Genomic DNA, 21,974 nt, shown 5'->3' with positions numbered 1-21,974 from the left:
ACGCCAAATCCACCAACACAGGAGACATACCATGCCACAGATCGGTCAATTCGCGCGTGACGCATCCGGCTTCGCCGGTCAGCTCGTCACGCTCATCATGAAGCGCGATCTCGTCATCGTGCCCGCCGAACATTCCGATGCGGAGAATGCGCCGGACTATCGCGTCCATTTCATTGAACATGACGGGCCGGAGGTCGGTGCTGCATGGAAACGCACCGGCGAAAAGGCTGGCGAATATCTCTCGGTACTGCTTGACGATCCCGCCTTGCCGCAGCCGATCCGCGCCAACCTGTTCCGCGATGACGATGCAGGCTCGTCATGGTCGCTACACTGGAGCCGTCCAAAACCCCGCGAAGATTGGGACTGAGATCATGCGATCCTGCGCCCTCCTTCTCTTCACGGCCCTGCTGACGGCTGGCAGCGGCTCGATGCCGGCCATCGCGCAGATCACGCCGCAACCCGCGCCTGTCACCGCGCATCCCCATGCTGCTTTCATTGCCGAGGCGTCACAGCGCTTCGGCATTCCAGAGCACTGGATTCGGGCCGTGCTGCGCGTGGAGAGTGCGGGCGATGTGCGCGCAATTTCCTCGGCGGGCGCGATGGGACTGATGCAGGTCATGCCCGATACCTGGGCGGGCCTGCGCCGCCGCCATGGTCTCGGGCGCGACCCTTACGATCCGCGCGATAACATCCTCGCAGGCACGGCGTATCTGCGCGAGATGTGGAACCGCTACGGCAATGTTGCGGCCATGCTTGCCGCCTACAATGCCGGTCCCGGTCGCTATGACGAGCATCTGGCGACGGGCCGCGTTTTGCCCGCAGAAACGCGCGCCTATGTCGCCACGCTCGCGCCGCTTCTTGGGCATGCGACTGCGCCCGATGTGCCGACAATCGTGCCGCCACCACCACCGGATTGGCGCGAAGCCCCGCTCTTCGTTGCGCAATCCGGCGGCATTTCAGCAGCGGCAAATCAGCCGTCGGGCGACATCCACGCAACCGTTTCTCTGCGCGATCCCGCAGTTCAGGAGCTGCAGGACAGCGGCATATTCGTGGCCCTTGCGGGCGATGGCGACAAGCCATGAGCATGGCGTTTTCGCGCTCGTTCGGTCCATTTCCGGTGTGCAGTCAGGCTTGGGGGCGCCTGGCAGTATTCCCGGCAGGAAAGGCAAAAAGGGAAGGAAAGGCGGAGGGCAAGATAAAGGAAACCGGCACCCTGTCGGGCCTGTTTCTCGGCAAGCCTTTGTCTGCACACTGTTTTGGGGCGCGGCGCACGGCACCCTGCTTTTGGGCCTCGCGTGCTGCGATATGGCGCAAAGCCTTGGCTTTGCTGGTTTTTGACCGGCACTCTAACCGAATATCTGCCGTTTGTGTGCCTAAACGGCATGGGATGCGCCCATGAGCGCCGACGACGAGAACCGCTTTCGTCCCAAGCCAGGTCGGATCAAATCCGACGTGCCGAAGGCGGGCAAGGCGAAGAGCTTTCTGACGCAGGCGAAGAAGCTGGCGCGTCAGCATAGCAACAGCTCCGGCAGATCATCATCATTCGCATTACGGACGTCCTCGTCGCCTTCATCTGGTTCGGCCGGAAAGAGCGGGAAGGCATCGCGGGCTGGCAAAGGTCCGGGCGTCAAGCGCGGCCGCGGCGCGGCCTTTGTCCGCGCCCGAACCCTGTCGGGCGGTTGGCGTCACAGTGCGGCCGGAGTGCGCCGCGTCGTCGTCAAAACCCGGTACGTCCTGAGCGCGGGGAAGAATGGCAAAGGTGCTGCCCATCTGCGCTACATCCAGCGCGACGGCACCTCGCGCGATGGTGAACGTGGCCAGCTTTATTCCGCCACTGTGGACCGCGCCGATGGAGATGCGTTCCTTGATCGCGGCAAGGATGATCGCCACCAGTTCCGCTTCATCGTTTCGCCCGAAGATGCCGCCGATCTTTCCGACCTCACCGAACACACCCGCGATCTGATGAGCCGCATCGAGGCTGACCTTGGCACGAAACTCGATTGGGTGGCGGTCAATCACCACAATACCGGCCATCCCCATGTCCATGTCATCGTTCGGGGTAAGGACGATCTGGGCGAGAACCTGGTTATCAATGGCGACTATCTCGCCAATGGTATTCGTGAGCGGGCGAGCGAACTGACCACGCTGGAACTCGGCCCCGTGACCGAGATCGAGCAGAGCCGCAAGCTGTCTGCCGAAATCGACCAGGACCGCTTCACGCGCATCGACCGGGCAATGACCGAGGAGGCCGATGAACGGTTCCTCGATCTGCGCCATGAACCCGATGACACGCGCCGCCAGTTCAACCGCGCTCTTCGCCTGCGCCGTCTCGCCAAGCTGGAAAAGATGGGGCTGGCTACGGAACATGCACCCGGCGTCTGGGAGCTTGGCGCGAAGATGGAACCGGCGCTGCGTGAGCTCGGTGAGCGCGGTGACATCATCCGCAACATGCACAAGACGCTGAAGGCCGATGGGCAGGAGCGTGATCCGATGACCTTCCAGCTTCACGATGCAGCACCCGTGGCCCCCATCACCGGCCGCGTCGTGGACAAATATCTTACCGACGAGATGGGTGAGAACCTTACGCTCGTGGTGGACGGCATCGACGGGCGAACACATCATCTTCCCGGCATTGATCCGGCCCGCGTCGAAGATGCCCGGATCGGCAGCATCGTGGAAGTCGGTCCCGCCGATACAGCACAACGTCCCTCTGATCGCACCATCGCTGCGATCTCGGAAAATGGTATTTATCGCCCGAGCCGCCACCTCGAACAGGCGAAGTTCGAGGGACGTGTGCCGGGTGGCGATTATGAGGGCTATGTCGATGCCCATGTCCGGCGATTGGAGTCGCTACGCCGGGCCGGGATTGCCGAGCGGATTGACGCTGACCAGTGGCGCATCCCCGATGACTTCGAGAACCGCGCCACCGCCTATGATGCCGGTCGCAACCGGCAGGCCAGCATCCGTGTCGTCTCGACCTTCGATCTGGAAAAGCAGATCGGCGCCGATGGTGCGACCTGGCTGGACCGGAGACTGGTGACGCCGGACGCTTCGGACATTACCCCCGCAGGGTTCGGTCAGCAGGTGCGCGAGGCTATGGACCAGCGGCGTGAGCATCATATCGCACAGGGCGATGCCACGCGTCAGCAGAACGGACGCATCCTCTATCGGCGAAACCTGCTCGCCAATCTGCGCGAACGGGAAGTGGCCCGCGTCGGTGCGGAGATGGCAGGGAACAAGGGATTGCCGTTCCGTGCGGCTACCGATGGCGAGAATGTCAGCGGAAAGTTCACCGGGACCGCGCAGCTATCGAGCGGCAAGTTTGCCATTGTCGAAAAGAGCCACGAGTTCACCCTTGTCCCATGGCGGCCGGTTATCGATCGCCAGCTCGGGCGTGAGGTGATGGGCATCGTGCAGGGCGGATCGGTGTCGTGGCAGCTTGGGAGGCAGCGGGCATTGGGATTGTAGTCACTGCTAGCCGGGCGCCATCATCGCGAAGACCAGCAGCAACCGGCCCGATCTTAACATGCTCAACTACGCCATTCGCTGAAGGGAATGTCGTGCAGGAAGATAAGGTGATTTTCAGAGCAGGAGTAGCCGTTGGGGTATTCTCCGCGACGGCGTGGAGAGCCCTTATACTTCAAACCCGTCACGAAAATCCCGTCTCCCCTCTCGCTACTTTTGCTGCGGAACACTCAGTCCGAAAGGCGCCATTTGCATCATTCAGGGCGAGGTAGCGCACAAAACAAATTGGGCTTGAAACATTGCAAACATGTTTGTATAGTTATGGCTATTCAAACAGGATGGCTAACCCATGACCACCTCGCATTCCAACAGGTGGGTGCTGCTTGTGACCGTCGCCGCCGGTCTGCTGCTAATCACCCTCGACAACTCGGTTCTCTATACGGCGCTGCCGACGCTAACGCGGGAGCTTCACGCCTCTCAGACGCAGGGCCTCTGGATCATCAATGCCTATCCGCTGGTGATGGCGGGCCTGCTGCTCGGTACAGGGACACTGGGCGACCGCATCGGCCATCGGCAGATGTTCCTGATTGGCCTGGTGCTGTTCGGCATCGCTTCGCTGGTCGCGGCCTTCTCGCCGTCGGCCAACATCCTGATTGCGGCCCGGGCGTTTCTTGCCGTCGGCGCGGCGGCGATGATGCCGGCGACGTTGGCTTTGATCCGCGTAACCTTCATAGATGAGCGCGAGCGGAACATCGCCATTGCGATCTGGGGATCGCTGTCGGTCGTCGGCAGCGCGCTCGGCCCGATCGTCGGCGGCTTCCTGCTGGAGCATTTCTGGTGGGGATCGGTTTTTCTGATCAACGTGCCGGTGGTCATTGTTGCGTTCCTCTCGACTCTGATCGTCGCGCCGAAGGGTGAGACCGACCATAGCAAGCCATGGGATTTGATCTCCTCGCTGCAAGCGCTCGTGGCGCTGTTGGCTCTGGTCATCGCGATCAAGGAATCGGCGCATGCCGGACAATCGTGGCTCGTGCCGGCCGGTGCTTTCGTTGTGGCGGTGGTGGCGAGCATCCTCTTCGTGCGCCGCCAGTCGCGCCTGACCTTCCCGCTGCTCGACTTCTCGATCTTCCGTAACGCCGCCTTCTCGTCGGGCGTGATGGCAGCGGCCTTCGCCATGTTCGCGATCGGCGGCATTCAGCTTGTTACCACGCAGCGCTTCCAGCTTGTTGCCGGCTTTTCGCCGCTCGAGGCAGGGCTGCTGGATTCGGCGGCTGCGCTCGGCTCCCTGCCGACAGCGATGCTTGGCGGTGCGTTCCTGCACAAGATCGGCTTGCGCATTCTGATCGCGGGTGGTCTTGCAGCCGCATCGCTGGCTGTCGTGCTGGCGACCTGGGGCGTCACCCATGGCCTTGGGTGGCTGATCGTCGGCATGGTTCTCACTGGCGCTGGTGTTGGCGCGGCCATGTCGGTGGCCTCGACGGCGATCGTCGGCAATGCGCCGGTGCATCGGGCGGGCATGGCCTCGTCGGTCGAGGAGCTGTCCTACGAGTTCGGCAGCCTGCTGGCCGTCGCGTTCCTCGGCAGTCTTCTCTCTGCGATCTACACCTTCAGCATCGTGATGCCGGTAGGAGCGCCGGAGGCTGTGCGCGAGAGTATGGGCGGTGCGCTCGCATTGGCGGCGGAAGCTGGGCCTGATGGCCAGGCGATCATCGATGCGGCGAGTCAGGCTTTTGATCGCGGCTATCTGACCGTGATGTATGTGGTCGCTGTGGTGCTGGCTGTGGGTGCTCTCGTTACTGCCGTGCTGCTGCGCAACTATGGGCCGGGGTCGCAATCCTCAATCTATTCCTCGCACTGAGAGGGATGACCCGATGCGAACGAGCAAGCGCACGCAGATCCTCGATGCAGTCGTCGCCATCATTCAGCGTGATGGGGTCACCGCTGTCACCTTCGATGCTGTCGCGGAAGAGGCGAAGCTGACGCGAGGCGGGCTGATCTACCACTTTCCATCGCGGGAAGAGCTGATCTTTTCGACCCACAAGCATCTGGCCGAAGGCTGGGAAAAGGCGATGGCGAAGGCGGCAGGAAAGAAAGCCGCCGCCGCAACGTCGGCGCAGCGATACGCGGCCTATGTGCAGACCTGCGCGCAGGCCGCCGATCGGGCCGAGCTCATAATGATGCTGGAAAGCGCGGGTGATGCCCGGCTCGGCGAGCTCTGGCAGGATGTGATCGACCGCTGGGCGCCGCCTGTTCCCGAGACCGAAGACGAAGCTGCGCTGTTGCGGTTCATCGCGCGCCTGGCGGCCGACGGTCTATGGGCGCATGAGGCGCTGTCATCGCGGCCGCTTCCCGGAAAGCTCAAGGACCGCATCTGCCGTCGCCTCGTGGCGATGGCCGAGCAGGAGTCGAACCCCGTCGAAGGAGAGTGACGCAATGACTGACCGCACCCACAAGCCGCTTACGGCAGTCGTCTTTGGGCTGGGCGTCACCGGACGCAAGATCGTCGAAATCCTTCTGGACCGGGAGGTCCGGATCGTCGCGGCGGTCGATGCCTTCCAGTTCCGCGGTCTGGACGTCGGCGCCGTGCTTGGCCGGCCCGATATCGGTGTGAGCGTCATACCCGACGCTGAAGCGGCGTTTGCTGGCGGGGCGGCGGATATCGCGATCGTCTCCACCCAGAACGGCATCAGGGACATCTACCCGACGGTGAAGCTGTGCCTTGAGAACGATACCGACGTCATCACCATCGCCGGAGATGCCTACTTCCCGTGGGTCGACAAGGCGTCGAGCGAGGCGCGCGCCTTGCACGAGCTCGCCGTGGCGCGGGGCAAAACGATATTGGGGACCGGCGTCCAGGATGTGTTCTGGGACAATATGCCGGTGCTGCTGTCCGGTGCGGCCGAGAGCGTCACAGGTATTCATGGCCGAAGCGTTGCACTCGTGGACAGTTATGGCGACTGGATCGCCGAAGGCCTGTGCATCGGCAAGGCGCCGGAAGAATTCGATCCGGGCTTCGCATCGCCCTTCGCCGGGGTCTTCATCGGGCCTCTCCACGACATGGCCCATAGATTCGGTCTGACCGTCATCGACGCCGTCACGACTGTGGAGCCTGTCATCGCGCGCAAAGCCTTCCGGTCGGAAGAAGCCGGGATCGAGGTCAGGGCGGGGCATCTTTCGGGCCTCGATACCTGCCTGCGCCTCAACACAGTGGAAGGCGTGACGCTTTCGGCCCGTTTCATCAGCAAGCTGCGCGAAGAAGGCGATTCAAATCACGCGGCATGGGACATCGAGGGGAGCTCGGGCGTGAGCGTCTTCATGCAGGACCGGCACGACATTGTCACCACCAGCGCGACCGTGGTGAACCGCATCCCTGACGTCATCAACGCCGCCCCGGGCTTCACCACCGTGTCAGCGCTTCCCGCGCCGATGTTCCGGTTCCGGCCTCTCGGGGCCTATGCGCGCGAAGGTGTGCCGTCAGATGCGGCAATCTCGGAATAGGACGAGGCGACGCCTTAAGGGCAAGGAAGATGGAAAGAAGCAAGCGACCGGACGAGAGGCAGCGCAGGCAGGAAGGCATACCGCTGGCCTTGAACTGGGCTGGCTGTGGCTCGGTTCTGCTGGCTTTCGCCCAACTGCTCAAGTGGCGAACCAGCGGCCTCGACGGCTTCTATCCGGTCCTTGTCGCCTTCGGCTGCCTGATGATTGCGATAGGCGCGGTCATCTGGTGGCGCAGCAGGAAACGATGAACAGCCCTCAACGGACGAGGATGCCAATAATATCGGGATGGGAATGACGGATAGTGAACTTGAACTGAAGGTGCTTCGGCTCCCGATCATCACAGGCGTAATCGTGTCAGCGCTGGCGTTGATCGCAGCGCCGCTGACCGGCTCACAGGCCATCCTGCTCGATGGGTTTTTCGGGCTGGTCTATCTCGTCACCGGGGCTTTTACCTATAGAGTGGGACGGCTCCTGCATCAGGGCGCGAGCCGGCGGTTCCCGTTCGGCTATGCGCCGCTCGAACCGCTGGTCAACCTGATCAAGAGCCTGCTGATTGCCGGCGTCTCCATGTTGTCGGTCTGGTATGCGGTCTCGAGCCTCTTTGCCGGCGGCACGGACATCGAGTTCGGCGGCGCGGTCCTGTTCGCGTTTCTCTCGGCTTCGATCACCATGGGCATGGCGGCCTATGTCTGGATCCGTTATCGCCACGTCGACAGCCCGTTGGTCCAGGGCGACCTGGCCGCGCGCATGATCGACGCCTTGACTGCCCTCGGCGCGTTGCTGGCGTTTCTGGTCGCCTATGGGCTTCACGCGAATGGCTATCAGGCCGCGGCCCGCTACGTCGACCCGGTGCTGACGCTGGCGCTGGTCGTTCTGACGGTCGGCATTCCTTATTCGCTCGGCAAAGGCGCTCTGTCGGAGCTCATCTATGTCTCGCCGCCGGCGGCCGAGGTCGAGCCGCTGGAGGGCAAGGTTCGCGCCGTTCTTGCCGATCTGCCGCTAACTGCCTTGGACATCCGCACGGTTCGGATCGGCCGAACCTGGGAGATCATGGCGCAGGCGCAACTCCGACCCGATGTCGATCTGGATGCCCACGCCGCTGACGATTACCGGGAAAAGCTGGCCGGGCAGTTCGCGCGTGAGCGGCAGGCGGTCCGGGCGGTTCTCATCTTCACCTATCTGCCGACAGAGCCGCTAACCTGAGGGAGACGGCAATGGCCCCAACGACCCAATTCAAGAACAGGATTTCGAGACAAACATGCGACTTCAACTATTCCGCGGCATTGCCGTCATCGAAGGTATCACCACGCTCATCTTGTTCCTAATCGCAATGCCGCTCAAATATCTCGCCGGGAACGAAGCGATCATGCCGCTTGCCGGCTGGGGTCATGGCCATGCTTTCCTTGCCTATATGCTCTTCCTCGTGCCGGGCATGTGGGGAAAGGGCTTCACCGCGTGGGAGTGGACGCGAACTTTCCTCGCATCGCTGATCCCGTTCGGTACCTTCCTCAATGACCCCATGCTGAAGCGCAAAGCGCTCTCGGCACATGCGTGATCGCTGATGGGGTTTCCCGCCCATCATACTACCGGCACTGATGCCGCTGCGCCGGCCATCGGTCCGGGGCTGGTCGCGCGGGTGATGCGAGCAGTTCCAGCCGGACCGCTGGTCAACGCCGTCCATGTCTCGGTCATCAATATCGGTCGCGCATTCGGCGCTTGGGCAGGAGGTCTCGGGATTCAAGCCGGATATGGGCTTATCTCTCCTCTCTGGATCGGTCTCGTTCTGGCTATAGCGGGCATTCTCAGTCTCGCGCCACCCGCAGCGAGGCAGTTTGAAACAGTAAAGAGGTAGGAATGCGGAGGCGTCAGCAACGATATCGGCCACCGGATGCCCCGCTGACGCTTTCCAGCGTACGCATACCGATGGTAGCCCTCGTCCAAGCCCTCGCTGTCGCGGAATATCTCAGCTTCCATCGTGCGGCGCAGGCGCTCGGGACCAGTCAATCGAGTGTGAGCGCGCGGATCAAGGCGCTGGAGGCTGAACTCGGCGTCATCCTCTTCGACCGCAACACGCGCGGCGTCCGCCTGACCGAAGCCGGACGCCGCTTCGTCGATCAGGTCGATGACGCCATGGGCATCTTGGACCGCGCAATCAAGACCGCCGGGATGCCGGCACGTGGCGAGGAAGGCGAGCTTCACATCGGACTCCATGCCCTGACGCAAGGCTGTTTCCTAGACCAGCTGCTAGGGCGGTTCCGCAGCGAGCATCCGTGCGTCCGCCTGCGCATCACCGAAGGAACGGCGCGAGACGCGCAACTCATGATCCGCGAAGGCCGGCTCGATACCGCCTTTATGGCCTGCACACACGAAATCCCCGACCTGCATTCCCGTGTAGTCTGGCGAGACTACCTCATGGCGGCGCTGCCAGTCGGTCATCACTTAGCGACACAAGCCGATGTCGAATGGCGACAGCTTTCGGCGGAAATCTTCCTTGTCCGTTATGGTGGCACCGGCCCGCAGGTCCATGATCTGATCGTGACGCGCGCAGCCGGGAAGTGGCCGGTGCCGACAATACTCCGCTTCGATGTCGGTCGCAGCGCGCTGCTCTCCATGGTCGCTGCCGGACACGGTATTTCGCTCTTCGTCGCGGACGGTGCGACATCCAGCATGGCGAATGTTGCTTTCCTGCCGATCCGCGATGAGCCCGAAACTATCCCGTTTTCGGCCGTTTGGTCGCCCCGAAACCGAAACCCTACACTTTTGAGCCTGCTCACCCTAGCAACGGAAATGGGCCGCTTACGCCCGAAATCTGATTCGCGATAGCCCACTGTTAACGGTGCCGGAATAGTGCCGTCGTCACCCATCCGATTTGCCGCCGATTGTATTCTGCAGGCCGACGGCCACACCTTTGCTATTGCACCACGCGAAAACGACCATTCTCTGATCGGCTCCGTCTCTCTTGTCGATTGGAGCCTGTATGCGTGGAGGCCGAATACTCTGGGGCCAGATCATTGTCGTGTTCACCATCGTCGTGGTGATGGTCTGGGCTGCAACGCAATGGGTGGCTTTCCGGCTCGGCTTCCAGCCCCAGCTCGGCAACCCCTGGTTCGAAGTTGCCGGATGGCCGTTCTATTATCCACCGGCCTTCTTCTGGTGGTGGTTTTCCTATGACGCCTATGCGCCGGGCATCTTTACCGAAGGCGCGTTCATCGCCACGTCCGGGGCAGTTCTTGCCATAGCCGCCGCCTTCCTCATGTCGATCATCCGGGCACGGGAAGCCCGCAATGTCGCCACCTACGGTTCGGCGCGATGGGCCGAGGATAAGGAAATCCATGCCGCCGGATTGCTGGGCCCCGATGGCGTCGTTTTGGGGCGGCACAGCAAGGATTATCTTCGTCATGACGGCCCTGAGCATGTGCTGTGCTTTGCGCCAACCCGATCCGGCAAAGGCGTGGGCCTCGTTGTGCCGACGCTGTTGACCTGGCCGGGAAGCTGTATTGTCCATGACATCAAGGGCGAGAACTGGAATCTGACCGCAGGCTTCCGGTCCCGTCATGGCCGCGCCCTTCTGTTCGATCCAACCAATGTGCATTCGGCAGCTTACAATCCGCTTCTGGAAGTGCGGCAGGGAGAATGGGAAATCCGTGATGTTCAGAACATCGCGGACATTCTCGTTGATCCCGAGGGAAGCCTCGACAAACGCAACCATTGGGAAAAGACCAGCCACAGCCTGCTCGTCGGCGCGATCCTGCATGTTCTCTATGCCGAGAAGGAAAAGACACTGGCAGGCGTCGCCAATTTCCTGTCCGATCCTCGCCGTCCCGTCGAGGCGACCTTACGCGCGATGATGGACACGCCGCATCTGGGCGAAGCCGGTGTGCATCCCGTCATTGCCTCGTCTGCGCGGGAGCTTTTGAACAAATCAGAGAACGAACGGTCTGGGGTGCTGTCCACTGCTATGTCGTTTCTCGGTCTTTATCGAGACCCGGTTGTGGCCCGCGTGACTCAACGCTGCGACTGGCGCATCGCCGATCTGGTCGGAGCGAAGGAACCGGTCAGCCTCTATCTCGTCGTGCCACCCTCGGACATCAACCGCACCAAGCCGCTGATCCGCCTCATCCTCAATCAGGTCGGGCGGCGGCTTACCGAGGAACTGGAAACTTCCGGCAAGCGGCATCGCCTCCTGTTGATGCTCGATGAGTTTCCGGCACTGGGGCGGCTGGATTTCTTTGAATCGGCGTTGGCCTTTATGGCCGGCTACGGCCTGAAAGCGTTCCTGATCGCCCAATCGCTCAACCAGATCGAGCGCGCCTATGGGCAAAACAACGCCATTCTCGATAATTGCCATGTGCGCGTGGCCTTTGCGGCCAACGATGAACGCACCGCCAAACGGATCAGTGATGCGCTCGGCACGGCTACGGAAATGCGCGATTCCACCAACTATGCCGGCCATCGCCTCGCGCCATGGCTGGGGCATCTCATGGTGTCGCGGCAGGAAACTGCGCGGCCATTGCTGACGCCCGGCGAAATCATGCAGCTTCCGCCCACCGACGAGATCGTCATGGTGGCGGGGACGCCGCCGATCCGTGCTGCCAAGGCACGCTACTATGCTGATGCGCGGTTTCAGGAGAGGGTGATGTCACCGCCCGATCTGCGCAAGCAGCCGGTGAAAATCACCACATCGGCGCCAGATGACTGGACGAGCCGCATTGTCGCGGCTGCGAGCGGCAATGGACCCGCCTCAGATACATCCGATGACGATCCGGCCAATGCCGGTATCCGTCGTGAACCGGAACTGCCGGAGCATGAGGAAATCATCCCGCCACCTCCGCCACCATCGCAGGAGTTCGATTTTCTTGATGATGAGCCAGATGTCGATGCCGCCAAGGCCCGTGCCATGCGCCAACGGATGCGCATGGTCGCGCGGCAGGCGTCGCTTGACCCAAATGACGGCATCGAGCTTTGAGAACGGAGACAGGCATGACGACGCGCACCCGCATGAATGTCTATTTCGATCCCGCTCTGCTGAAACAGGTGGAAGCGCTGGCCTTGCGCCGAAATGTCTCGAAATCCGCAGTGATCGAGGCCGCTGTAGCATCCTTCATTTCAGGCGATACGACCGAGCGGCTGGAAGCCGCTATGTCACGCCGCCTGGACAAGCTTGGCCGTCAGTTCGACATACTGGACGAGGACATCGCCGTGCTGGGCGAAACCCTTTCGCTATTCGTACAATTCTGGCTGACCCTTACGCCGCCGCTGCCCGACAGTGCGAAGCAATCTGCGCGCATCAAGGGAAACGAGCGATTTGAGGGCTTCATGCAGTCGCTTGGTAAGCGTCTCGCGACCGGTGACAGGTTCCTCAAAGAAATGTCGCACGACATGGCTGCGCTACACGACACCCCGCCGGGGGGGTAAAACCGAAGGTGACGGCGATGGGATCTAGGATTGAAACCCGTCCTATTCACCGCCAGGCTCCGCCGATGGCCGCACGCGCGTAAACATCTGTTGAAACAGCCCAAAATCAGGTTCTTTTAATCGACCCCAATCCGGGGTCCGTCTTTTGCGCGTCCCGCCATGAATGGGGCCGCCATGACCGCATCACATCAGAAACCCGAGACGATTGCGCGTGGTGCGCGGATGCTGCGCACCGCACTCGGGACATCGATTGCCCGATTTCTGGAAGATCCAGCTGTGGTCGAGGTGATGCTGAATCCCGATGGCCGCATCTGGGTGGATCGGCTCTCCGAAGGTCTGGCCGATACGGGGGAGAGGCTGTCGGCGGCCGATGGCGAGCGGATCGTCCGGTTGGTCGCCCATCATGTTGGCGTCGAAGTTCACACCCGAAGTCCGCGTGTGTCAGCCGAACTGCCTGAGACCGGAGAGCGCTTCGAAGGGTTGCTGCCGCCTGTCGTCACGGCGCCGACCTTTGCCATCCGCAAGCCCGCCGTCGCGGTGTTCACGCTCGACGACTATGTAAACGCTGGGATCATGACCAGTGCTCAGGCCGAGGTGCTGCGCCTGAACGTCGCCGCGCGCGCCAATATCCTTGTCGCGGGCGGCACCTCGACCGGAAAAACCACGCTGACCAACGCGCTGCTGGCAGAAGTCGCCAAGACTTCGGATCGCGTCGTGATCATTGAAGACACGCGCGAACTGCAATGCGCCGCGCCCAATCTGGTCGCGATGCGCACCAAGGATGGCGTGGCGACGCTCTCTGATCTGGTGCGTTCGTCGCTACGCCTGCGCCCGGATCGCATCCCGGTCGGCGAGGTGCGCGGGTCCGAAGCTCTCGACCTCCTTAAAGCCTGGGGCACCGGCCATCCGGGCGGGATCGGCACCATCCATGCCGGTTCCGGCATTGGCGCGCTGCGACGCCTCGAGCAGCTCATCCAGGAAGCCGTCATCACCGTCCCGCGCGCCCTGATCGCCGAGACCATCGACCTTGTCGCCGTTCTTGCCGGACGTGGATCGTCCCGCCGCCTGGTCGAACTCGCCCGCGTCGATGGGCTGGGACCGGACGGCGACTACGCCATCACGCATCCCATTACTTTGGCAACCACCCCGAAAGGAAACCCTTCATGATCCGCACGATTTCACGCGGCTGCCGTATCATGGCAACCGCCGCTGTCACTGTTTCCATCAGTCTGATGCTGGCGCCTGCCGCACACGCCTCCGGCTCCTCCATGCCCTGGGAGGCACCGCTTCAGTCGATCCTCCAGTCGATCGAGGGTCCTGTCGCCAAGATCATCGCCGTCATCGTCATCATCGCCACCGGCCTGGCGCTGGCCTTTGGCGATACCTCCGGCGGCTTCCGCCGCCTGATTCAGATCGTCTTCGGCCTGTCCATCGCCTTCGCCGCGTCGAGCTTCTTCCTGTCGTTCTTCTCGTTCGGCGGCGGGGCGCTCATCTGATGGCGGGCGGGTTTGAACAGCTCGATGCGGTGCCGGGCTTCTCCATCCCGGTTCACCGGGCGCTGACCGAGCATATCCTGCTCGGCGGCGCACCGCGTTCGACTGCCATTGTCAACGGCACGCTGGCCGGCGCCGTCGGCCTCGGCCTTCGTCTCTGGCTGGTTGGCCTTGCGATCTGGGCAGTCGGTCATTTCCTCGCGGTATGGGCTGCCAAACGCGATCCGCTTTTTGTCGAGGTGGGCCGCAGGCACCTGCGCATACCCGGTCATCTGTCAGTGTGAGGGCGCGGCCATGATGAACCTCACCGAATATCGCCGCACCTCCGCTCGGCTTTCCGACTATCTGCCATGGGCAGCCCTGGTCGGCCCCGGCATTGTTCTGAACAAGGATGGCAGCTTCCAGAGGACGGCAAAGTTTCGTGGGCCGGATCTGGATTCTGCTGTCGCCGCCGAACTTGTCGCGGTCGCCGGTCGGATCAACAACGCCGTCCGCCGTCTGGGTTCGGGCTGGTCGATCTTCGTCGAGGCACAACGCTCCGAGGCTGCGACCTATCCCGATAGCAAGTTTCCAGATGCGGCTTCCGCACTGGTCGATGCTGAGCGCAAAGCCGGGTTCGAGGAAGCGGGCACACATTTCGTGTCGGGCTATTTCCTGACTTTCCTCTGGCTGCCGCCTGCCGAAGATGCCTCCCGCGCAGAAACATGGCTTTACGAGGGCCGTGAGCAATCCGGCGTCAATCCATGGGAGCTGATGCGCGGCTTCATCGACCGCACCGACCGCGTGCTGGCGCTGCTCGACGGCTTCATGCCCGAATGCCACTGGATCGATGATGCCGGCACGCTGACCTATCTCCATTCCACGATATCCACGAACCGCCATCGCGTGCGCGTGCCCGAGGTGCCGATGCACCTCGACGCACTGCTGGCCGATCAGCCGCTGACCGGCGGGCTGGAGCCGCGCCTGGGCTTGTCGCATCTGCGCATCCTGACGATCACAGGCTTTCCGACTGCGACGACGCCCGGTCTGCTCGACGAGATGAACCGGCTGGCTTTTCCCTATCGCTGGTCTACCCGCGCGATCCTGATGGACAAGACCGACGCAACGAAGTTGCTGACCAGGATCAGGCGGCAATGGTTCGCCAAGCGCAAGAGCATCGCCGCGATCCTGAAAGAGGTGATGACCAACGAGCAATCTGCGCTCGTGGACACCGATGCGTCGAACAAGGCGCTCGATGCCGACATGGCCTTGCAGGAACTTGGGGCCGACATGGCAGGCATGGCCTATGTCACGGCGACCGTCACCGTCTGGGATGCCGATCCGCGGATCGCCGACGAGAAGCTGCGGCTGGTCGAAAAGATCATTCAGGGCCGCGATTTCACGGCCATGCCCGAAACGGTCAATGCCGTCGATGCCTGGCTCGGCTCGACCCCCGGACATGCCTACGCCAATGTTCGTCAGCCACCGATCTCGACGCTTAACCTTGCCCACATGATCCCGCTATCGGCCGTGTGGGCGGGGCCGGAACGGAACGAACACCTCGGAGCGCCCCCCTTGCTGTATGGCAAGACCGAGGGTTCGACGCCGTTCCGGCTTTCCCTTCATGTCGGCGACGTGGGCCATACCCTCGTCGTCGGCCCGACCGGCGCGGGCAAGTCCGTGCTGCTGGCGCTGATGGCGTTGCAATTTCGCCGCTATGATCGCAGCCAGATTTTCGCTTTCGATTTCGGGGGGTCGATCCGGGCATCCGCGCTCGCCATGGGCGGCGACTGGCATGATCTCGGCGGTGGATTGACCGAGGGATCGGAGGTTTCCGTTTCCCTGCAACCGCTGGCGCGGATCAATGATGCCTATGAACGGTCATGGGCCGCCGACTGGATCGCCGCGATCCTGATGCGCGAAGGCATGACCATCACGCCGGAGATGAAGGAGCACATCTGGACGGCGCTGACATCGCTGGCATCCGCCCCGGCGGAGGAACGGACCATCACCGGCCTTGCCGTGCTGCTGCAATCCAACGATCTGAAACAGGCGTTGCGCCCTTACTGCATTGGCGGCGCCTATGGCCGGTTGCTCGACGCCGAGGCCGAACATCTCGGATCAGCCGATGTACAGGCCTTCGAGATCGAGGGGCTGGTCGGCACTGGGGCTGCGCCTGCCGTCCTGTCCTATCTGTTTCATCGGATCGGCGACCGGCTCGACGGTCGGCCAACCCTGCTCATCATCGACGAAGGCTGGCTGGCGCTCGATGATGAGGGGTTCGCCAACCAGCTCCGCGAATGGCTGAAGACACTCAGGAAGAAGAACGCTTCCGTCATCTTCGCCACGCAGTCGCTCTCGGACATTGACGGCAGCAATATCGCGCCCGCCATCATCGAAAGCTGCCCGACGCGGCTGCTGCTGCCAAACGAACGCGCCATCGAGCCGCAGATCACGGCAATCTACCGCCGCTTCGGCCTCAATGACCGGCAAATCGAGATCCTCGCGCGGGCCACGCCCAAGCGGGACTATTACTGCCAATCGCGGCGCGGCAATCGCCTGTTCGAGCTTGGCCTCAGCGAAGTTGGCCTCGCGCTCTGCGCTGCATCATCCAAATCCGATCAGACCCGTATCGCCGAACTCGTTGCCGAGCATGGGCAGGACGGTTTTCTCGCGGCCTGGCTGCGCGATCGCGGCGTCGAATGGGCCGTCGATCTGACCCCGAACCTTACCAATCTTGTCGAACGGACAGAGCCCGCTCGGTCGGTCGCGCCAGATCAAATCCATCCAGATGACAGCCAAGAAAAGGAGACCCTGCCATGATCCGTATCCCCGTTTCCCGATATGTCAGTGCATCCGTGCTGGCGCTGACGCTCGCCATGCCTGTTGCACTGTCGCCCATGCTGGCAAACCCCGCTCACGCTTTTGGCTTCGGCCGCATCGTCTATGATCCGACCAACTATGCGCAGAACCTTCTGACCGCCGCACGCACGCTGGAGCAGATCAACCACCAGATCACCTCGCTTCAGAATGAAGCGCAGATGCTCATCAATCAGGCGAAGAATCTCGCCAGTCTGCCATATTCCTCGCTCCAGACTTTGCAGCAGAACGTCCAGCGCACGCAGCAGCTTCTGGCCCAGGCGCAGAACATTGCCTTCGACGTGCAGAACGTCGATCAGATGTTCCAACAGAAATACGGCAAGGTTTCGCTGTCCGCGACCGACGCGCAGCTCGTCGCCGATGCACGGTCTCGTTGGCAGAATACGGTCGGCGGCTTGCAGGACGCCATGCGCGTGCAGGCCGGTGTCGTTGGCAATATCGACACCAATCGCGCTGAAATGTCCGCCCTTGTCGGGCAGAGCCAGAACGCGACCGGCGCGTTGCAGGCGACACAAGCGGGCAATCAGCTTCTCGCGCTCCAGTCGCAGCAGCTTTCCGACCTGATCGCGCTGATGTCCGCCAATGGTCGCTCCGAAGCTCTGATCGAAGCCGAGCGCGCCACCGCCGCCGAACAGGGCCGCATCCAGCGCGAGCGCTTTCTGACGCCGGGATCGGGCTATCAGCCCGGCAATGCCCGGATGTTCGGCAACGGCAACAACTGACCGGACAGGAGCGGCGCAACATGGACGGCAAGATGCTGGCCCGGCTGGGCGCGATCATATTCGTGGCCATCGCCATCACCGCGACGGTGATCGAAATGACACGCGAGGACGAACCAGCACAGCCCCATGCGGCGCCGGCGCTTCAGGCGCCTGCCGATCCGCTGCGCCAGAGCCTGCGCCACTGCCAGCAGTTAGGCGAGGCCGCCGTGAACGATCCCGGCTGCCTCGCCACCTGGGCCGAGAACCGCGACCGGTTCCTCGGCCGGACGCCGGTGCCCGCCGCTCCGCATCAGAACGGGGGACAGTGAACCATGGGCGGCACCGGCGTCATCGACAACTTTCTGGGTGTTTTCACCAGCTATATCGACAGCGGCTTCGGCCTGCTCGGTGGCGAGGTCGCCTTCATTGCCACCACGCTGATCGTCATCGACGTAACGCTGGCGGCATTGTTCTGGTCCTGGGGTGCCGACGACGACATCATCGCCCGGCTGGTCAAGAAAACGCTGTTCATTGGCGTCTTCGCCTATCTGATCGGCAACTGGAACAATCTCGCCCAGATCATCTTCGACAGCTTCGCCGGTCTTGGCCTGAAAGGTTCGGGCACCAGCTTTTCCGCCGCCGATCTGCTGCGGCCCGGCAAGGTGGCGCAGACCGGCCTCGATGCCGGTCGCCCGCTGCTCGAATCTATCTCGGACATGATGGGTTATTGGTCGTTCTTCGAGAACTTCATCCAGATCGCCTGTCTGATGTTCGCCTGGGCGCTGGTGCTGCTGGCCTTCTTCATTCTCGCCGTGCAGCTCTTCGTCACGCTGATCGAGTTCAAGCTGACTACGCTGGCGGGCTTCGTCCTCATTCCCTTCGGCCTATTCGGCAAGACCGCCTTCATGGCTGAGCGCGTGCTCGGCAATGTCGTCTCTTCCGGCATCAAGGTGCTGGTGCTCGCCGTCATCATCGGCATCGGCTCGACATTGTTCTCGCAGTTTACGGCCGGTTTCGGCGGCGTGACGCCGACCATCGACGACGCCATGGCGATCGTGCTGGCCGCACTTTCCCTTCTCGGCCTCGGCATCTTCGGTCCCGGCATCGCTTCCGGTCTGGTTTCTGGCGGCCCGCAGCTTGGCGCAGGTGCAGCAGTTGGAACCGGCCTTGCCGCTGGCGGCATGATGCTTGCCGGCGGCGCTGCCGCAGGCATGGCCGCGAAGGGAGGGGCAGCGGCGCTGTCGGGTGGAGCTGCTGCCGTCCGTGGCGGTGCTGCTGCGGCAGGGGCGGCGAGCGCCGCCTATAGTGTCGGATCGCTCGGCCAGTCAGGCGCTGCCGGTGTTGCCTCCGGGCTGGGCGGTGTTGCCCGCGCGGCAGGCTCCGCCGCCGCATCGCCCCTGAAACGGGCGGCCTCGAAAGCCACGGAAAGCGTCAAATCCAGCTTCTCCGATGGCGCGCGTGCCGGGCTCGGCGTCACTGGTGGGTCGTCCTCGCAGGGAACAATTGGCGGTGCGAGCATGGCCGGCGCTGCCGCACCCGCCTCCGCACCGACGGGCAGCCCGCCTGCATGGGCGCAGCAGATGCACCGCCGCCAGGCGCTCAATCACGGCACGACCATGGCCGCCCATGCCGTCCGCTCCGGTGACAGCCACGGTGGCGGCTCTTCCGTCAACATTTCCGAAAGTGACCGCTCATGAACATCTTCAGACGTCCAGCGACCCATTACGGCAAATCGCCCGAACCCGAGACGCCTTACCAGAAAGCCGCGCAAGTATGGGACGAGCGTATTGGCACGGCTCGCGCGCAGGCCAAGAACTGGCGCTATATGGCCTTCGGCTCACTGATCCTCTCGGCGGGCTTCGCTGCCGCGCTCGTTCTGCAATCGGCGCGAGGGACCGTCGTGCCCTGGGTGGTGCAGGTCGATGATCTCGGCCAGGCCCAGACCGTCGCCGCAGCCACGGCCGATTACCGTCCGACCGATCCGCAGATCGCCTTCCATCTTGGCCGCTTCATCGAGCAGACGCGCTCGATCCCGGCGGACGCCATCATCGTGCGCCAGAACTGGCTGCGCGCCTATGAGTTCACCACGGATAGGGGAGCAGCCGCGCTCAACGACTATGCCCGCGCCAATGATCCGTTCACCCGTGTCGGCCGCCAGCAGATCGCAGTCGAGGTTTCCAGCGTCATACGCGCCTCGAAGGACAGCTTCCGCGTCGCCTGGACCGAGCGTCACTATGAGAACGGGCAGCTTTCCACGACCGAGCGCTGGACCGCGATCCTGACCATCGTGATCCAGACGCCGCGCGATGCCGAGCGTCTGCGCGCCAATCCGCTCGGCATCTACGTCAATGCGATTTCATGGTCGCGGGAGATGAGCCAATGACCATCGCGTTTTCCCGCAATTCCGCCTTGCCGGTTTTCCGTAAACCCGCCTTCGCGGCCTTGTTGCTTTCGGCCACCATGCTGGCAGGCTGCGCCACCAACAAAGCGCCGCAGTTCAGCTATGATGCCGATGTGCCGGCGTTGCCTGTTGTGTCGGCGTTGCCTGTTGTGTCGGCCGCTGTCACCGATGACCGGCCTCGGCCGCTTCACACGCCGCCGGCCTGGACGGTCGCACGCGGCGGCACTGCTGCCGGAACACCGGCAGGCCGCGTCGAGAACGCCAATGCCGCCGCCCGCGTCGAGCCGCGCCGCGAGGGTTACTATAACGCCATCCAGATCTATCCCTGGTCGGAAGGCGCGCTCTATCAGGTCTATGCAGCACCTGGACAGATCACCAACATTGCGCTGGAGCCGGGCGAAAGCCTGACCGGCGCGGGACCGATCGCTGCGGGAGACACGGCCCGCTGGATCATTGGCGATACCGAGAGCGGGAGCGGTACGTCGCGCCGGGTCCATATTCTCGTCAAACCATCTCGATCCGACATCTCAACCAATCTCGTAGTGACGACCGATCGGCGCACCTACATGATCGAGTTGCGCGCCCGTGAGGCTCTCTACATGCCGTCCGTATCCTGGTCTTATCCGGCGCTGCCTGCCGGTCAGCGCCAGACCGTTCCCGCAGCACCCATCATCCCGGTCGAGGCGGCACGCAACTATCGTTTCCGCCTGACCGGAGATACGCCGCCATGGCGGCCGATTTCCGTCTTCGACGATGGCCGCCGTGTCTATGTCGTTTTCCCGCGCGGCATCGTGCAGGGTGAGATGCCGCCGATCTTCGTCATCGGTTCCGAGGGCGAGACCCAGATCGTCAATTCCCGTGTTCACCAGAACATCTTGATCGTCGATCGGCTGTTCGGAGCGGCTGAGCTGCGTCTTGGTAGCGGCAAGCAGCAGCAGACGGTCAGGATCGTTCGCATCGAGCAAAGGCAAGCTGCCCAGCCCGCCAAAACCGGGGAGCAACCGTCATGAGCGAAGAGGCTACCACCAGCCCAACGCCGATGCGTCTGCGTGCCGAGCCGCCGCGCGTCACGCGCCTGTCGCGCAAGATGCTGGCCGGTGCCGGGGCTGTTGCGCTCCTCGGCATCGGCGGGGCGCTTATCTATGCGCTCCAGACGCGCGACATGAGCGGAAACGGTGAAGAACTCTATTCGACCGAGAATCGCGCCACGGCAGATGGACTGGCGGGTCTGCCGAAGGATTATACCGGGCCGGTCCTGGGGCCGGCATTGCCGGGCGATCTCGGTGGCCCGATCCTGGATGCCCAGAACTGGGGTCAGCCCGTCACGCCGCCCGCCATGGCGACGCCTGCCCGCGATCCTGCCCAAGAGCGCCGGCTTGCCGAGGAAGAAGCCGCACGTCTTAGCACCGTGTTCTTCCAGTCCGGGCCAAGAGTGGCGACGACAGCTGGCTCAACGATTCCGGGGCTTGTGGGGCCGGACCTTGGTGCCCAACCTGAAACGCAGGACCGGCACACAGCTTTCCTCAATGGTCCTGTGGATCGGCAGACCGTTGCCATGGATCGGATCATGGCGCCTGCCTCGCCCTACATCCTGCAGGCCGGGGCAGTGATTCCGGCGGCGATGATTACCGGCATCCGCTCTGATCTGCCGGGGCAGATCACCGCGCAGGTGACGGAGAATGTCTATGACAGTCCGACCGGCAGTCTGCTGCTGATCCCGCAAGGAACCCGCATCATCGGCCAGTATGATGCGGGCGTGCAATTCGGTCAGCGCCGCGTGCTGCTGGTCTGGAACCGCCTGATCCTGCCCAACGGCCGCTCCATCGTGCTGGAGCGCCAGCCCGGTGCGGACGCTTCCGGCTATGCCGGGCTGGAAGATGGCGTTGATTACCACTGGTGGGATCTGATGAAAGCGGCGGGGCTGTCCACGCTGCTCGGCATCGGCACGGAACTGGCGACCGACGACGAGGATCGTCTGATCCGCGCCATCCGCGACGGAGCGCAGGATACCATCAATCAGGCCGGGCAACAGATCGTCCAGCGCCAGTTGCAGGTCGCGCCGACCCTGACGATCCGGCCGGGCTACCCGGTCAGGGTCATCGTTACCCGCGATCTCGTACTCGAACCTTATAGGAACTGACC

At 63.0% G+C, this 21,974-nt stretch carries 22 protein-coding genes; all 22 read left to right on the top strand.

Going from position 1 to position 21,974, the window contains the following annotated elements:
- Window positions 1–31 precede the first annotated feature (31 nt).
- The 22 genes from LB513_RS22835 (at window position 32) to LB513_RS22730 (ending at window position 21,972) form a co-directional block, all read left to right on the top strand.
- The gene (locus LB513_RS22835) at window positions 32–367 is read left to right on the top strand and encodes a DUF736 domain-containing protein (RefSeq protein WP_092957987.1); all 336 of its coding nucleotides are present in this window, start codon (window positions 32–34) and stop codon (window positions 365–367) included.
- Between the two features lie 4 nt (window positions 368–371).
- Window positions 372–1,082 (top strand): lytic transglycosylase domain-containing protein, encoded by a 711-nt coding sequence (locus LB513_RS22830; RefSeq protein WP_092957989.1) that lies wholly within the window; start codon window positions 372–374, stop codon window positions 1,080–1,082.
- A 313-nt stretch (window positions 1,083–1,395) separates the two neighbouring features.
- Window positions 1,396–3,468 (top strand): relaxase/mobilization nuclease domain-containing protein, encoded by a 2,073-nt coding sequence (locus tag LB513_RS25270; RefSeq protein WP_092957991.1) that lies wholly within the window; start codon window positions 1,396–1,398, stop codon window positions 3,466–3,468.
- 346 nt (window positions 3,469–3,814) lie between these two features.
- Window positions 3,815–5,323 (top strand): MFS transporter, encoded by a 1,509-nt coding sequence (locus LB513_RS22820; RefSeq protein ID WP_224665768.1) that lies wholly within the window; start codon window positions 3,815–3,817, stop codon window positions 5,321–5,323.
- Window positions 5,324–5,336: 13 nt separating this feature from the next.
- A complete protein-coding gene (locus LB513_RS22815; RefSeq protein WP_092957995.1) occupies window positions 5,337–5,894 on the top strand; it encodes a TetR/AcrR family transcriptional regulator in 558 nt (185 codons plus the stop codon).
- A gap of 4 nt (window positions 5,895–5,898) precedes the next feature.
- Window positions 5,899–6,963 carry a hypothetical protein gene (locus tag LB513_RS22810; RefSeq protein WP_092957997.1) on the top strand — a complete coding sequence of 355 codons (1,065 nt, stop codon included), beginning with the start codon at window positions 5,899–5,901 and terminating at the stop codon, window positions 6,961–6,963.
- A 29-nt stretch (window positions 6,964–6,992) separates the two neighbouring features.
- Complete coding sequence (locus tag LB513_RS22805) at window positions 6,993–7,211, top strand: hypothetical protein (protein WP_092957999.1); 219 nt, start codon at window positions 6,993–6,995, stop codon at window positions 7,209–7,211.
- Between the two features lie 43 nt (window positions 7,212–7,254).
- Window positions 7,255–8,166: a cation transporter gene (locus LB513_RS22800; RefSeq protein WP_175485315.1), complete on the top strand. Its 912-nt coding sequence runs from the start codon at window positions 7,255–7,257 to the stop codon at window positions 8,164–8,166.
- 55 nt (window positions 8,167–8,221) lie between these two features.
- Window positions 8,222–8,518, top strand: a complete 297-nt coding sequence (locus tag LB513_RS22795) for a DUF3817 domain-containing protein (RefSeq protein WP_092958003.1) — start codon at window positions 8,222–8,224, stop codon at window positions 8,516–8,518.
- Window positions 8,519–8,886: 368 nt separating this feature from the next.
- Entirely contained in the window at window positions 8,887–9,786 is a 900-nt protein-coding gene (locus LB513_RS22790) for a LysR family transcriptional regulator (RefSeq protein ID WP_166016017.1), read from the top strand.
- Window positions 9,787–9,940: 154 nt separating this feature from the next.
- Window positions 9,941–11,929, top strand: coding sequence for a conjugal transfer protein TraG (locus LB513_RS22785; protein ID WP_092958007.1), 1,989 nt, complete (start codon window positions 9,941–9,943; stop codon window positions 11,927–11,929).
- Window positions 11,930–11,943: 14 nt separating this feature from the next.
- Window positions 11,944–12,378 (top strand): CopG family transcriptional regulator, encoded by a 435-nt coding sequence (locus tag LB513_RS22780; protein ID WP_092958009.1) that lies wholly within the window; start codon window positions 11,944–11,946, stop codon window positions 12,376–12,378.
- A gap of 174 nt (window positions 12,379–12,552) precedes the next feature.
- Window positions 12,553–13,545, top strand: a complete 993-nt coding sequence (trbB, locus tag LB513_RS22775; protein ID WP_092958011.1) for a P-type conjugative transfer ATPase TrbB — start codon at window positions 12,553–12,555, stop codon at window positions 13,543–13,545.
- Window positions 13,542–13,874 carry a TrbC/VirB2 family protein gene (locus tag LB513_RS22770; protein WP_092958013.1) on the top strand — a complete coding sequence of 111 codons (333 nt, stop codon included), beginning with the start codon at window positions 13,542–13,544 and terminating at the stop codon, window positions 13,872–13,874. Before trbB ends, LB513_RS22770 begins: the two co-directional genes overlap by 4 nt.
- The gene (locus LB513_RS22765) at window positions 13,874–14,155 is read left to right on the top strand and encodes a VirB3 family type IV secretion system protein (protein ID WP_224665767.1); all 282 of its coding nucleotides are present in this window, start codon (window positions 13,874–13,876) and stop codon (window positions 14,153–14,155) included. The genes LB513_RS22770 and LB513_RS22765 overlap by 1 nt, the downstream gene beginning before the upstream one ends.
- A 10-nt stretch (window positions 14,156–14,165) precedes the next feature.
- Window positions 14,166–16,673, top strand: a complete 2,508-nt coding sequence (trbE, locus tag LB513_RS22760; protein WP_224665766.1) for a conjugal transfer protein TrbE — start codon at window positions 14,166–14,168, stop codon at window positions 16,671–16,673.
- Window positions 16,670–17,452, top strand: a complete 783-nt coding sequence (gene trbJ / locus LB513_RS22755) for a P-type conjugative transfer protein TrbJ (protein WP_092958019.1) — start codon at window positions 16,670–16,672, stop codon at window positions 17,450–17,452. Before trbE ends, trbJ begins: the two co-directional genes overlap by 4 nt.
- Window positions 17,453–17,472: 20 nt before the next feature.
- Window positions 17,473–17,760 carry a putative entry exclusion protein TrbK-alt gene (trbK-alt, locus tag LB513_RS22750; RefSeq protein ID WP_092958021.1) on the top strand — a complete coding sequence of 96 codons (288 nt, stop codon included), beginning with the start codon at window positions 17,473–17,475 and terminating at the stop codon, window positions 17,758–17,760.
- A 3-nt stretch (window positions 17,761–17,763) separates the two neighbouring features.
- Window positions 17,764–19,128 (top strand): P-type conjugative transfer protein TrbL, encoded by a 1,365-nt coding sequence (trbL, locus tag LB513_RS22745; protein WP_092958023.1) that lies wholly within the window; start codon window positions 17,764–17,766, stop codon window positions 19,126–19,128.
- A complete protein-coding gene (gene trbF / locus LB513_RS22740) occupies window positions 19,125–19,814 on the top strand; it encodes a conjugal transfer protein TrbF (RefSeq protein ID WP_092958025.1) in 690 nt (229 codons plus the stop codon). Before trbL ends, trbF begins: the two co-directional genes overlap by 4 nt.
- Window positions 19,811–20,842: a P-type conjugative transfer protein TrbG gene (trbG, locus tag LB513_RS22735; RefSeq protein ID WP_092958027.1), complete on the top strand. Its 1,032-nt coding sequence runs from the start codon at window positions 19,811–19,813 to the stop codon at window positions 20,840–20,842. Before trbF ends, trbG begins: the two co-directional genes overlap by 4 nt.
- Complete coding sequence (locus LB513_RS22730) at window positions 20,839–21,972, top strand: TrbI/VirB10 family protein (protein WP_092958029.1); 1,134 nt, start codon at window positions 20,839–20,841, stop codon at window positions 21,970–21,972. Before trbG ends, LB513_RS22730 begins: the two co-directional genes overlap by 4 nt.
- Window positions 21,973–21,974 lie beyond the last annotated feature (2 nt).

The organism is Mesorhizobium sp. ES1-1 (assembly GCF_020164785.1).
In the GTDB taxonomy this organism is placed as follows: Bacteria; Pseudomonadota; Alphaproteobacteria; order Rhizobiales; family Rhizobiaceae; genus Mesorhizobium.
This window is presented reverse-complemented; position numbering and strand designations above follow the sequence as displayed.

What these genes read in the sequence shown, in the direction of transcription:
- trbF (WP_092958025.1), top strand. Translation starts at nt 19,125, where the DNA reads ATGAACATCTTCAGACGTCCAGCGACCCATTACGGCAAATCGCCCGAA.
- trbG (WP_092958027.1), top strand. Translation starts at nt 19,811, where the DNA reads ATGACCATCGCGTTTTCCCGCAATTCCGCCTTGCCGGTTTTCCGTAAA.
- LB513_RS22830 (WP_092957989.1), top strand. Translation starts at nt 372, where the DNA reads ATGCGATCCTGCGCCCTCCTTCTCTTCACGGCCCTGCTGACGGCTGGC.
- trbL (WP_092958023.1), top strand. Translation starts at nt 17,764, where the DNA reads ATGGGCGGCACCGGCGTCATCGACAACTTTCTGGGTGTTTTCACCAGC.
- LB513_RS22730 (WP_092958029.1), top strand. Translation starts at nt 20,839, where the DNA reads ATGAGCGAAGAGGCTACCACCAGCCCAACGCCGATGCGTCTGCGTGCC.
- LB513_RS22770 (WP_092958013.1), top strand. Translation starts at nt 13,542, where the DNA reads ATGATCCGCACGATTTCACGCGGCTGCCGTATCATGGCAACCGCCGCT.
- LB513_RS22835 (WP_092957987.1), top strand. Translation starts at nt 32, where the DNA reads ATGCCACAGATCGGTCAATTCGCGCGTGACGCATCCGGCTTCGCCGGT.
- LB513_RS22800 (WP_175485315.1), top strand. Translation starts at nt 7,255, where the DNA reads ATGACGGATAGTGAACTTGAACTGAAGGTGCTTCGGCTCCCGATCATC.
- LB513_RS22785 (WP_092958007.1), top strand. Translation starts at nt 9,941, where the DNA reads ATGCGTGGAGGCCGAATACTCTGGGGCCAGATCATTGTCGTGTTCACC.
- LB513_RS22810 (WP_092957997.1), top strand. Translation starts at nt 5,899, where the DNA reads ATGACTGACCGCACCCACAAGCCGCTTACGGCAGTCGTCTTTGGGCTG.
- trbK-alt (WP_092958021.1), top strand. Translation starts at nt 17,473, where the DNA reads ATGGACGGCAAGATGCTGGCCCGGCTGGGCGCGATCATATTCGTGGCC.
- trbJ (WP_092958019.1), top strand. Translation starts at nt 16,670, where the DNA reads ATGATCCGTATCCCCGTTTCCCGATATGTCAGTGCATCCGTGCTGGCG.
- LB513_RS25270 (WP_092957991.1), top strand. Translation starts at nt 1,396, where the DNA reads ATGAGCGCCGACGACGAGAACCGCTTTCGTCCCAAGCCAGGTCGGATC.
- LB513_RS22815 (WP_092957995.1), top strand. Translation starts at nt 5,337, where the DNA reads ATGCGAACGAGCAAGCGCACGCAGATCCTCGATGCAGTCGTCGCCATC.
- trbB (WP_092958011.1), top strand. Translation starts at nt 12,553, where the DNA reads ATGACCGCATCACATCAGAAACCCGAGACGATTGCGCGTGGTGCGCGG.
- LB513_RS22790 (WP_166016017.1), top strand. Translation starts at nt 8,887, where the DNA reads ATGGTAGCCCTCGTCCAAGCCCTCGCTGTCGCGGAATATCTCAGCTTC.
- LB513_RS22805 (WP_092957999.1), top strand. Translation starts at nt 6,993, where the DNA reads ATGGAAAGAAGCAAGCGACCGGACGAGAGGCAGCGCAGGCAGGAAGGC.
- trbE (WP_224665766.1), top strand. Translation starts at nt 14,166, where the DNA reads ATGATGAACCTCACCGAATATCGCCGCACCTCCGCTCGGCTTTCCGAC.
- LB513_RS22780 (WP_092958009.1), top strand. Translation starts at nt 11,944, where the DNA reads ATGACGACGCGCACCCGCATGAATGTCTATTTCGATCCCGCTCTGCTG.
- LB513_RS22765 (WP_224665767.1), top strand. Translation starts at nt 13,874, where the DNA reads ATGGCGGGCGGGTTTGAACAGCTCGATGCGGTGCCGGGCTTCTCCATC.
- LB513_RS22795 (WP_092958003.1), top strand. Translation starts at nt 8,222, where the DNA reads ATGCGACTTCAACTATTCCGCGGCATTGCCGTCATCGAAGGTATCACC.
- LB513_RS22820 (WP_224665768.1), top strand. Translation starts at nt 3,815, where the DNA reads ATGACCACCTCGCATTCCAACAGGTGGGTGCTGCTTGTGACCGTCGCC.